The sequence below is a fragment of the Clostridium sp. AM34-9AC genome (assembly GCF_003480225.1).
Taxonomy (GTDB): Bacteria; Bacillota; Clostridia; order Lachnospirales; family Lachnospiraceae; genus Acetatifactor; species Acetatifactor acetigignens.
The window spans coordinates 1-11867 of sequence record NZ_QUIU01000015.1; the positions used below are offsets into that span (position 1 = coordinate 1).

An 11867-nucleotide genomic window follows, 5' to 3' on the forward strand; every position below is an offset into this window, starting at 1 on the left:
CCTTTATCATATCTATTGTTTATAAAGGATTTTTCGCTGACTCAGACTATAGATGCAGCAAAAGCAGGCTTACAGGATGCCTGGAATGGAACCTATGATTCAGCGATTGGAAGAAAAATAGGTGCTGGTACATTTAATTATCTGCTAATGACGATAGGCGGGGCCCTGCTGAAAGGGAAGGGGACTGCCTGCGAAGCGGTAGAGAGTGGTAGTAACCCTAAAAATGTATTTCCAGAAAACCCAGATGACTTGTTACCAGAAATACCGAGAAATAAAGCAACAAAAGCTAATGGTACAACAAGTCAGACTATTCAAACGAGCGATAATATTAGGATAAGGGCAGAACAACATCCGTTATTGCCAGGCGAAACCTATAATCCAAGACATCATGGTGTTCATTATCATGTGGAATATAAGGTTGATCCTACAAAAAGTTGGAATAACAAAAATAATGTAAAGAAATGGTATCCTGAAGGATATACACCTGGAGCAGGCTCTGGATTCATACCAGGAGAACCCTTCCCAGAATAAGAGAGGTGACAAATAATGGATTGGATAAATAGCGTAAGCAACATGGATAATACAATATATGATATTTGCATAAAAGATTCTTGCTTGATTATATATATCAAAACTTGGGATCAAAAAATTAGGCAAATTATTTTTTCAAACTATTATGCCTTCAAAGAAAAAAATTCTATAGGTAGAGAGATAGGAGATATACTAATTCAAACAAATTCTATACTGTTAGAAGAATTGAAAGAAGATATTGTAAACGGTGATGGCACAATTGATGAAATAGCAGAGGTCAAAAGCACAATCTTTTACGATTCGTGGAATGAAATAATTCTTTTAGAGGTTTTAGGCGAAAACATAGAATTTGTTTAGTTGGGTTTGCAAACGTAACAATTTTGTAACATTTTCCTTGACGCCTCCTAAACATCCATGTTACAATGGCACTCACCAGTGGGTGTAAGGGGGATGAAATATTCCCTTAATACCTAAACAAAAACACATAATAGGAGATGTTTCGTAGCTACTATGAGCTATGGTGCATTTCCTATTTTTCCGTTACATGGTAATCCCTACAAAACTGTTCTAAAGCATAACAAATTTTTGAACAGCAGAGAAAGTTATGCCATACCACATTTCACCCAACGGCTCTGCCGGTGGGTGTTTCTCGGCTTATGCCGCCGAAGGACGGCATAAGCCCTTTAACCTGCACACATTTCGACCCTAATATTTTTCTTATATTTTCTAAAAGTAACTTCGTTCACACTTCCCCAACAAGCCTTTAATCTTCCATTATGGGTAACTACCTCGACTTCGCTCTTAAAATTGCACACAGGGGCAACACAGGCTCTCACAAGGGCAAGAGAAAGTTGGCTTGCTTGTCTGAAAATTATATTTGTGCATTATTACTGTTTTTCTCTGTTTTTTGGTATATGGCATAAAGCTAATTCTGCTCATTTTAGTGGTTCATATGAAAAAATCTGCTCCCAAATCAAAAAATTGACTTGTAACTGTTCTTTTTCAGAGTTAACATCACACACCACGAAGGAGATTTCTTCTACTTCGTTTCCTGCGTTCTGTAGGATGTATCCATCTCCATGAAAGTCAGCGGTGTTCCTGTATGGAATACTTTGTGCCTGACCAGAAATGGATAGGCTATACCACTCTTGCACACTCGGTAGCTGAAAAGATGCGTAATTCCGAGAAAGATGCTTAACAGTTGAGATTGCCACTATTTTGCCAAACATTGAGATTGGGGTTGATTCTATGGTTAAAGAAAATTTTATTTATGTGGGTATCGATTTACATAAAGAAACCCACACAGTAGTTATGATTGACTGCTACAATCAAAAGCTGGGAGAGATTACTTTCCCAAACAGACCAGCCGCTTTTCCTAAGCTGGTTACTAAAGTAAAGAAGTGTAATACCGATGGAAAAGAAGTAGTTTATGGTCTTGAGAACGCCTACGGTTACGGCAGAGCCTTAGCGGTCTGGCTAATTGACAAGGGGTATCTGGTTAAGGATGTAAACACCGCTATCTCACATCGACAGGCAAAGCATCGAGGTGCTATGTACCGTAAGAGCGATAGTGACGATGCCAAAGCCATTGCTCTGGCGACACTAAATATGCTGGACAAACTTCCGGATGCCTGCCCCAATGATGCGTACTGGTCACTTGGTCAGTTGGTGCATCGTAGGGATAATATCATGAAGCAAAGGACGAGATTAGTCAACCAATTGCATGAGCAGTTGTGTATTGCCTATCCGTCTTACAAGCAGTTTTTCAATGATATCAGCAGACCCACTGCGTTGTATTTCTGGGAGCATTACCCATCCAGAAAATATCTAAAGGGTAAGTCAGTGGAAGATTTGCGGGCGGAACTTGTTCCAGTCAGCCACAATAAATGCTCCACTAAAACCTGCGAGAAAATCTTGGATGCAGTAGCCAGTGATAAGGTCAAGAATAATAATTTTCAAGATGCCAGAGATATGGTGACACTCAGCATTGTCAGCGATATACAGCATTATGATAAACAGCTTGTGGAAGTAGATAAAATGCTGGAACAGATGTATAAGATGCTGGGCTGCACACTTACAACCATTCCTGGTGTAAATGTTATCACAGCAGTGAAGATTCTTGCTGAAATCGGTGATATCAAACGCTTTAGTAATGCCAATAAACTGGCACAGTTTGCCGGAATTGCACCGCTTCATTTATCCTCCAGCGGTAAGGGGAAGGATGTAGCTACCAAGCAGGGTAACAGACGATTGCAGGCAACCATTTATTTCCTTGCAATCCAGATGGTGCAGGTATCCTCAAATGGTACACCGAGAAATTCGGTGGTACGGGCATATTATGAGAAACGTAAGGCAGAGGGAAAAACCAGTCAGCAGGCACTGATTTGCATTTCAAGACGGTTAATCAGTATTATTTATGGAATGTTAAAGCATGGTACGGAATATCGTATGCCAGTGGTGGAAAGGGCTGGCGAAAAGTAGTGAAATAATGGTAAATATGTAGTAGAATTTTAAGCAGAGGTGATAGTCAGCTTTGGGAAGCGTACGCATTTTCCGGAAGAGTGGCATCGGCTTGGATTATTATAAGGGTAAAGAGTTTATGTCAAGAATGGTAGAAATACTAGTGCAGGAGAATATGCGGCACCAAGTGGAGGTGGCGGAATAACTTCAACAATTAAAGAAAATGGCAAAACTGTAAACTTTGGGCATGGAGGTAGACATCTAGAAGAAACTGATCTAAATGTTGATGCAGTAAATCAAGCATTGGCAACAGAAGTTTCTACATTGAATTTGAGAACAGGGCAGTTTCATAAGGGGCGAATTATGGTAGACGGGATTACCATAGAGTATACTTCTTATGGTGTTGCTGAGGGAATTATTAACGTAGGAACTTATTATCCGTTGCAGTAATATAATAATGAAAATGGGAGGGATTGAAATCTATCGAAATATATATATAAAAGAGCAACAATGGATTAATAGATTAATGGATGTTGAATTTCGCGGCAGAGATATTTTGCTTAAACAGTTCTCAAAAGCAAAAATTATTTATAAGCAAGAGTACGCCTTTATTTCTTTAAAATTTAAAATTGAAGGAGAAATTGAACCGTATCCATATCTTGTTAGAGTTCCTGTAGAGATGAGAGCGTTTCAAACTTCAACAGCACCAATTGTATTTTTGTTACATGTTGTTAATGGAGTTATAGATGAATTAGAGATTATTACAGCAGATTTAACGCAGATCGATGCAGATAGCATTAAATTGGAAAAAGTTGAGTATGAAGTAAATCAAGAAGTTGTTGTTAAAAAGTGAATTATCATGTTCTCAAAGTCCTAATAACTTAATATTTTTCTGTTAATTAACCATCATGGCTGTTGCAAAGCAATTAAGAATCCATGCTGTTAATTAATAGACACTTGACAAAATATTATACTGATGTAACGCACTCTTAGTAACAGAATGTTGCGAAAGGGTGCGTTTTTTTGAGGACAATTACAGCACCTACGTGTCTATACGTTCGAGTATGACCTTATGGGTAACCGTACCTATATGGAGAAAACCCTGAACGAAACGGTTGTGGAGTGGCACAGATATGAGTATAATGAGAGTAACCAGCTGATCTCTGAAAAGCTCTACAATGGCAAAAAGACCACCAGCCTTGCCTATAACTATGATGCAGATGGCAACCGGATCAGTGAGACCGGGCGGATCGGCACGGACAAGGTGAACAGGACTTATGAATACTCCGTAGAGAATCGTCTGGCGGCAGTGCATGACGGGGATGAACTGCTCCTTGCTGCGGCTTATGACGGTGACGGCAACCGGGTATTCTTACTGAACTACAATCTCCATACCGATGACGACTGGAAGGGCAATTCCGGCAACGGCAACGGGAACAACAAGGACAATTCCGGCAGCGGAAACAACGGAAAAGGAAATTCCGGCAATAACGGCAATGGAAACGGCAACGGTAAGGGGAAGGGCAACAATAAGAAGAACAGCAAGTCCTGGGGCATGGATGATGCAGGCTACGGCAATGCAACCAATGCGGAGGAGAACAACAGCCAGAACCAGTGCGGCATTCTCTTCCCGCTACAGGAGGAAGTCAGCGCTACAGAGGCAGATCTGATCGCCCGGATCAAGACCACCGGTAAGGAAAAGAACTATGAGCTGATCGAGTACTTAAACGACGTCAACCGTGAGCATGCCGAGGTACTGGTCGAGCAGAACATCAATGGCAAGGCGGATACCTCGTATATCTACGGAGCGGAGATAAACGGCGGATTCGACCGGATCTCCCTTGACCGGTTCGATGGCAGCACCGGCTACTACCTCTACGATGCCAGAGGAAGTGTCTCCGGCATCACCAATGAAGAGGGACAGGTCTACCAGTCCTACCGTTACAGTGTCACCGGAGAGATCACCTTCGGTGCTCCGCAGTATGAGAACGAATACACCTACAACGGAGAATCCTACAATCCGAATATCCAGAGCCAGTATCTGAGAGCAAGGTACTACTGCGTGGTAACGGCGACTTTCCTCACCGAAGACAGCTACCTCGGCAACCAGACAGAACCGCTGACGCTTAACAGGTATAATTACTGCGTGAGCAGCTATCTGAATTATACGGATCCGAGCGGACATTGGGTGTATGAAAATGAAATGAATGATTTATATATTCAGTATTCAAAAATGCCATTAAAGGAAAAATACCAAAAGAAAATTAGTCTATATATTGCAGAAAAATTTTTAAGTGCTTTACATGAGTTACAGTTACCACAAGCGTCTATAGACTATGTATTAGCGTATAATTATGAACAAAATATGTCCTATGTGCAGCGTATTATGGCAACAGCATACAAGCAAAATAAAAATTTTGCATGTGAGATTTTTCATGTGACAATAGAACAGTTAGAAGAGTTTGGTTGGCGAGCATTTAATGGTAAAAAGGAAGATTATATTGTTAAATTTAATCGTACTTTAAATGAGTATGGTATAACAAATAAAGCAAGTATAACAATGTTTATGGCTACAATGGCGCATGAAAGTAATTTTGGAATAGATAACATTGAGGGAATGAGAAATGGAAAAGAAACGCTTAGCGCAGACAATTGGAGTTCATATATTAAAAGAGTTAGTTCAGGTTCCACAATGAAATTTGACGAACGAGGAGCAGGGTATATACAATTATCATGGAAAGATACGCAAGATACGTTTTTGAAAGAGATAGGCGCATATGATAATATGTTAAGTGATGAAGTTGACAGAGTTCACTATATTGCGGCTAATTACAGCTTAGAGGCATCGGCATGGTTTTGGGGAACTACGAATGTGAAAAAAACAGGTGTAGGGAGCTTAAATGATTATGCTTCAACTTACGGAAATACGGAAGGAATTTTTTTGATTACTCAGTATTTTGTAAATGGTTTTACGGCAAACAGTGATGATTTGGAGATCATAAGAAATGGAGGAGAGTATGAGATAAAGGAAGGTAGGTTAATAGTGGGTAATCACAGTAACCCGTTGCCTAAGAACTGGGAGGACAGGAGTGAAAAGTATAAGAAAGCATACGATGTATTTGGGAAATAGAATATTTGGAATAGTTTATGTATATTTGATAGGTATGCTATTTTTGAGTGCATGTGCTGAAGGCGAGAGATATATTAACAACGAGGAAGAAAGTATAGTTGCTTTAGAGGAAGTGCCAAACAGTGAAACTATATATCAAGAAAATATTGCAGAAACAAGAACTGTTGAAAATGTTACTTCTGAACTGACATCCTATTCTTATGAAGTAGAGAAAGATGTTTTTTCTTTCTCTACTTCAGAGGATAAAACATATTATGTACCATATGTAAAAATTAGTGGATGTTCGAATGAAAAATTGCAGTGGAATATCAATCATACTTTATGGGAAGACGCGTGTTGGATATTAGATTGTGCAGAAATTGGGGGACCCTTGTATGATCTGTTTAGCGGTGAAAATGCGATGCAAATTACAGGAATTTATCAATATAAACATTATCTTTCGGTCTTATATGAAGGAGGGACAGAAAGTAGGCTTCCCGGAAAGATTGCATATGCTATTGTTATTGACATGCTGAATGGCAGAAGAGTATTGCTCGGTGACTTAATTGAAAATGAAGATAAATTTGAAGATATGCTGGTTCATTATTTTGATGATGATTCAAGAGAAATCAGATTGTTTATTTTCAAGGAAGATGCAGAAAAAATATTATATTATGGACATATGACAGAAAAGGAAATTGTAATAAATAACCTTACGTCTGATGGAAATAATCCAGAACAAGATAACGGAGAGATAGATTCAATCAGCTATTTGTTTCAAGCCTCTTCTTTTTATATGTCGGAGGAGGGGTTTGTTGTGCTTCCCGGAGCGAAATATTATGAACCGTTAGTGTTTGAATGGGAAGAAATATCAAAAGTCATAGTTGAATTTTGACTTCCCTAAGTTGGTTGATTATTTGTAAGTTTAACGAGAAGATAAGATACAGTTTATGAGAGAATTGATAAATGACGTACAAATTGAACTTTGAGGGAAATCAAATAGAGTCACATTTAGTGGGATTACCTATGGTGCTCCAAATGTTTTCTGGAATCATAGTTTACGATTATGCTACTTGTAATGTAATGAGTATTGGCATGGATGCATCACGCAATATTACTGTGAGTAATCAGGTTTGCAATGTTGGCTCTTATGAAGGAACATATTGGCCATTTATTGTTGATTAATAGTAAATTTTTGGATGTGATGTTAGTTTTTGAGCAGGTCTAGTAAAATAGAGCTGCTCTATTTTTGCGTTTTAATCGAATCCCTGGCAGGCTACGCCTATGATGAAAAACATAACGGCAGGCACACGGATGGAAAACATGATGATCTGTACCCCCACGGCACCAAGCATGCAAAGCATGACAAGGATGCGACCTTTGCCTACCAGATTGTGGAGACAGACCGCACCTTTACCTACGATGCTGCAGGAAAGCTGGTTTCTGCAACGGAGACAGAGGACAACTACGGCACTTATATTTACACCTACGAGTATGACCTGATGGGCAACCGCACCTATATGGAGAAGACCTTAAACGGAACGGTTGCAGAATGGCATAAATACGAGTACAATGAAAGTAACCAGCTGGTATCGGAACAGCTCTATAACGGGAAGAAGACTACCAGCCTTGCCTACACCTATGATGCGGACGGCAACCGCATTACGGAAACCGGTAAAGTCGGCACCGACAAGGTGGAGAAGACCTATGAGTACACCGTGGAGAACCGCCTGGCGGCAGTGCATGACGGGGATGAACTGCTCCTTGCTGCGGCTTATGACGGTGACGGCAACCGGGGATTCTTATTGAACTATAATCTCCATACCGATGATGACTGGAAGGGCAATTCCGGCAACGGCAACGGGAACAACAAGGACAACTCCGGCAGTGGAAATAATGGAAACGGAAATTCCGGCAATAACGGTAATGGAAACGGCAACGGTAAGGGGAATGGCAACAATAAGAAGAACAGCAAGTCCGAGGGCACGGATGACGCCGGCTACGGCAATGCAACCAATGCGGAGGAGAACAACAGCCAGAACCAGTGCGGCATCCTCTTCCCGGTACAGGAGGAAGTCGGCGCTACAGAGGCAGATCTGATCGCCCGGATCAAGACCACCGGTAAGGAAAAAGAGTGAAAAATAAAGTAGATTTTTGGGCGCACTTATATAAGGGTTCATAAAACCCTGTTTTTACAAGTATAGAAAGCAGAAAAAATGTTAGTTATCGTTGCGTTTCACTAACTTAGAGCTGTCGTAACCAAGGCTTTCAAGGTAAGCAAACACATTGTTCTCATTCAAGACGACACTCTCTACATGATTCTGAGGGTCCATCAATTCCTCATAGTCAGTAGGGGTAAAGGGCTTCTTTTCTGAAACCATGTGGTAAATACAGACCATCATCATTCTTGCAATGGCAATGATTGCCTTTTTGTGTCCACGTCGCTTTTTGATTCGACCATATTTGATTGCAAAATAAGGCTGCTTTTTGCTCTTAATTGCAGCAAGGGCACATTGAACCATCATTGGTTTCAGGTAATCGCCTGCTTTGGCAATGCGGACAGACTTTTTCTTACCAGCGGATTCATTGTTGGCAGGAGAAAGTCCGCACCAGGAACACAGATGTTTTGCATCATCAAAAATATCCATATCAACGCCTGTTTCTGCAAGAACAATCGTGGAACTTAACTCTGTCATGCCGGGCATGGTACTGACAAACTCCACGAACTCGTAATAAGGCTTGATGCGGACATAGAGTTCCACTTCGGTCTGGGTAATCATATCATCGAGATATTCCAGATGCCCCCGGGCAAGCTCTAGTTTTTTAGCCTGATCTGTTTCAATAGTGTAGCCTTTGATGGCTTCGATGATTTCATCAGACTTGGATTTAGCCCCTTTCTTTATGAGTTTGCGGACAGCTTTTTCATCCATGGAATCGGCAGTATGCTCCAATAGATAAGAGATGATTTCAGTTGCTGTCTTGCCAAAAGGATCAGAAAGAACACTGGCAATGCCGACATTGGAAATGGTCATACAGTTCTGGATGCGATTCTTCTCGGAAGACTTCATGCAGACCAGCTTGAAACGGTATCTGGAAAGTTCCCTAAGCTGACGAAAATCTTTTGGAGGAATAAAGGGACATCTGACAAGATCAAATTTGTAGAGGTCGGCAATCCATTTAGAATCCTTTTTGTCCGTTTTCTTGCCTTTAATGGCTTTGACATACTTCGGATGTGTAAGGCAGACATCAATGTCATTTTCGAGATAATTAAAAATAGGAATCCAATACTTTCCGGTGGATTCCATACAAACATGATAGCAATTATTCTCGATAAGCCAGTTGTGAAACCTTTGAATATCTGAGTTGATGGTTGAAAAAGATTTTTGCAGATATTCGGATATGCCGTCCTTATTGGTAGTTACGATGGTTGCAACGATAACATTTTTGTGGACATCAAGTCCACAGCAGATGGAGTATTTTAACTTCATCATTAAGTATCACCACCTTAATAAAAAGGGAATAGCAACATTGACTGTCATCCTGCGACTGAATAAACATGGTTTATTACCAATGATAAGAGTCCGGGCTCAATGTCCCACTTGTTTGTGCTTGTAAGGATGACGGCACATATAACTATACGGGGTCGAAATAAATTCGCCACTTCTCCTTCCGTGCTCTGTAGTGTATTGCTATTCCTTGAAAGAATTATAAATCAAAGAGTGGAGGGGCACAACATTTTTCATAACTTGTTTGTGCCTTGAGCGAAGCGAAAGGAATGACAAAAACTATGAGCTGATCGAGTACTTAAACGACGTCAACCGTGAGCATGCAGAGGTACTGGTCGAGCAGAACATCAATGGCAAGACGGATACCTCGTATATCTACGGAGCGGAGATAAAGGGCGGATTCGACCGGATCTCCCTTGACCGCTTCGATGGCAGCACCGGCTACTACCTCTACGATGCCAGAGGAAGTGTCTCCGGCATCACCAATGAAGAGGGACAGGACTACCAGTCCTACCGTTACAGCGTCACCGGTGAGATCACCTTCGGTGCTCCGCAGTATGAGAACGAATACACCTACAATGGGGAGTCCTACAATCCGAATATCCAGAGCCAGTATCTGAGAGCAAGGTACTACTGCGTGGTAACAGCGACCTTCCTCACCGAAGACAGCTACCTCGGCAACCAGACAGAACCGCTGACGCTTAACCGGTATAATTACTGCGTGAGCAGCTATCTGAATTATACGGATCCGAGCGGAAATGAGGTTGAGGTGCTTGAAAGCCTGAAAGGGTGGATAATTGATCCAGATACACAGGCACAAAAGACCATTGAAAATTATGAAAACCAGCGCCTTAGCATAGAAGATGCCATAGAAAGCGGACTGTTAAACAACAGGGCGGGTCAGATATTCCTGGATTATGGAGATATTGTTATGGGACCGGCGGTGAAGACCCCGGCAGATATCATAGTCATAAGGGAAACGGTAAAAGGAAATTCTGACAGTAAAGAGATGCAGAGGACTGCAACCGCAGGATTTTATGCGGGTTTTGTGGGACAGGGGCTGGAATATGTCCAGATCATAAGCAAGGCAGACTACCAGTTAAGCCTGCTGATCGTAACGCAAAAGGGACTCAACGCAGCTGCCAATCCTCTTACATATGTGGAGTATTTCAGGAACTTCTCACCACAGGAGAAACTGGAAGCGGCAAAGAGAACCGCAAAGGGTGCATGGAACGGGGAATATGATTCTGCACTTGGCAGGAAAACCGGAGCTGCAATACTGGATTACCTTCTGGTGGCGATAGGCGGTGCCCTGATGAAGGGAGAGAGTGCTGCCTGTGAGGTGGCGGAGAGTGGTAGCTATTCAGGCACAGGAGAGTATGGAGATGTAGGTGGTCATCATGTTCATGCTAAAGCTGGTTTTAAAGATGATGTAAATTATGACCCTAAAAAAGGTTTTTCAATAAGTCAGAATTTTATGAGGGACAATGGGTTAGACCATAATATTATGACTTCGAAACAGCGAGAATTATTTAAAGAGCTATATGAAAGTGGCAGACCGAATACTTTAGAAGAACATACAAGAATTGCAAGAGAAGCATTAAAAGCTGGTGGAGCTAGTGATTCTATGATAGATGATTTAATTAATGCATCATTAAGAAATTTGAGGGAACAAGGTGTAACAGCACCTACAAGAATACCTTGGTATTCAAAATAAATATTAGGAGGAATGTAAGAATGGACAATTATTTAGAAGAATTTGGTAAGATTTTTATTAAGGAAGTGAGGGATAGAACTATTGATGTATTTGATAGAAAAACGCAAGGTTTGATGAAAAGTAAAGAGTCCCAGTTATTATTTGAGAGAGTGAATAAATTGAATGATGAGCAAAAGTCGCTAATCAGTGATATTATTCCTCAGATTGTAGATTTGAGTATTCATAATATGTTATGCCTATTTGAAGAACATGATGAATTTCAGATTATTGTTGGCGGAGAGAACATTGCGGATATAAGTGATGGGTTATCTGGTGAATTGTATACATCGGATGGTTGGATTGAAAAATTTTCAGAACAAAGATATTAGATTAATATATCGTTTTAATTATATTTTCATTTAAGGTTATTAAAAACTAAAATAGAATATTGTTCCATCAAAGATGCAGAAAGCATTGTTTTCATGGCATTTGTTGCTGTGAAGACAATGCTTTTGCGGAAATGAGGTTGAGGTGCTTGAAAGCCTGAAAGGCTGGATAATTGATC

Annotated in this window: 12 protein-coding genes; 11 read left to right on the forward strand and 1 reads right to left on the reverse strand. The window is 40.7% G+C overall.

Features of this window, described 5'->3' with window-relative positions:
* The 9 genes from DW835_RS17995 to DW835_RS10225 all read left to right on the forward strand — a co-directional run.
* Positions 1 to 531 (forward strand): hypothetical protein (locus DW835_RS17995; protein WP_207665423.1); only part of this gene is annotated, 531 nt, incomplete at its 5' end.
* Between the two features lie 15 nt (positions 532 to 546).
* Positions 547 to 888: a hypothetical protein gene (locus DW835_RS10190; protein WP_117569256.1), complete on the forward strand. Its 342-nt coding sequence runs from the start codon at positions 547 to 549 to the stop codon at positions 886 to 888.
* An 891-nt stretch (positions 889 to 1779) separates the two neighbouring features.
* On the forward strand, positions 1780 to 3012 hold the full coding sequence (locus DW835_RS10200) for an IS110 family transposase (RefSeq protein WP_182430299.1): 1233 nt from the start codon (positions 1780 to 1782) through the stop codon (positions 3010 to 3012).
* Positions 3013 to 3315: 303 nt separating this feature from the next.
* Positions 3316 to 3441, forward strand: coding sequence for a hypothetical protein (locus tag DW835_RS18635; RefSeq protein ID WP_279221284.1), 126 nt, complete (start codon positions 3316 to 3318; stop codon positions 3439 to 3441).
* A 13-nt stretch (positions 3442 to 3454) separates the two neighbouring features.
* The gene (locus DW835_RS10205; RefSeq protein WP_182430300.1) at positions 3455 to 3844 is read left to right on the forward strand and encodes a hypothetical protein; all 390 of its coding nucleotides are present in this window, start codon (positions 3455 to 3457) and stop codon (positions 3842 to 3844) included.
* Between the two features lie 219 nt (positions 3845 to 4063).
* Positions 4064 to 6121, forward strand: a complete 2058-nt coding sequence (locus tag DW835_RS10210; protein WP_118731075.1) for an RHS repeat-associated core domain-containing protein — start codon at positions 4064 to 4066, stop codon at positions 6119 to 6121.
* A complete protein-coding gene (locus tag DW835_RS10215; protein ID WP_147326722.1) occupies positions 6081 to 6995 on the forward strand; it encodes a hypothetical protein in 915 nt (304 codons plus the stop codon). Before DW835_RS10210 ends, DW835_RS10215 begins: the two co-directional genes overlap by 41 nt.
* A 71-nt stretch (positions 6996 to 7066) precedes the next feature.
* Positions 7067 to 7285 (forward strand): hypothetical protein, encoded by a 219-nt coding sequence (locus DW835_RS10220; protein ID WP_118552461.1) that lies wholly within the window; start codon positions 7067 to 7069, stop codon positions 7283 to 7285.
* 29 nt (positions 7286 to 7314) lie between these two features.
* Positions 7315 to 8238 (forward strand): hypothetical protein, encoded by a 924-nt coding sequence (locus DW835_RS10225; protein ID WP_118731076.1) that lies wholly within the window; start codon positions 7315 to 7317, stop codon positions 8236 to 8238.
* 81 nt (positions 8239 to 8319) lie between these two features.
* Here DW835_RS10225 and DW835_RS10230 read toward each other — a convergent pair whose 3' ends face one another.
* The gene (locus DW835_RS10230; protein ID WP_118669774.1) at positions 8320 to 9591 is read right to left on the reverse strand and encodes an IS110 family transposase; all 1272 of its coding nucleotides are present in this window, start codon (positions 9589 to 9591) and stop codon (positions 8320 to 8322) included.
* Between the two features lie 259 nt (positions 9592 to 9850).
* Between DW835_RS10230 and DW835_RS10235 the strand changes: the two genes are divergently transcribed.
* Both DW835_RS10235 and DW835_RS10240 read left to right on the forward strand, forming a co-directional pair.
* Complete coding sequence (locus tag DW835_RS10235; protein ID WP_118731077.1) at positions 9851 to 11323, forward strand: RHS repeat-associated core domain-containing protein; 1473 nt, start codon at positions 9851 to 9853, stop codon at positions 11321 to 11323.
* Between the two features lie 20 nt (positions 11324 to 11343).
* Positions 11344 to 11691 carry a hypothetical protein gene (locus tag DW835_RS10240; protein WP_117467589.1) on the forward strand — a complete coding sequence of 116 codons (348 nt, stop codon included), beginning with the start codon at positions 11344 to 11346 and terminating at the stop codon, positions 11689 to 11691.
* Positions 11692 to 11867: the final 176 nt, after the last annotated feature.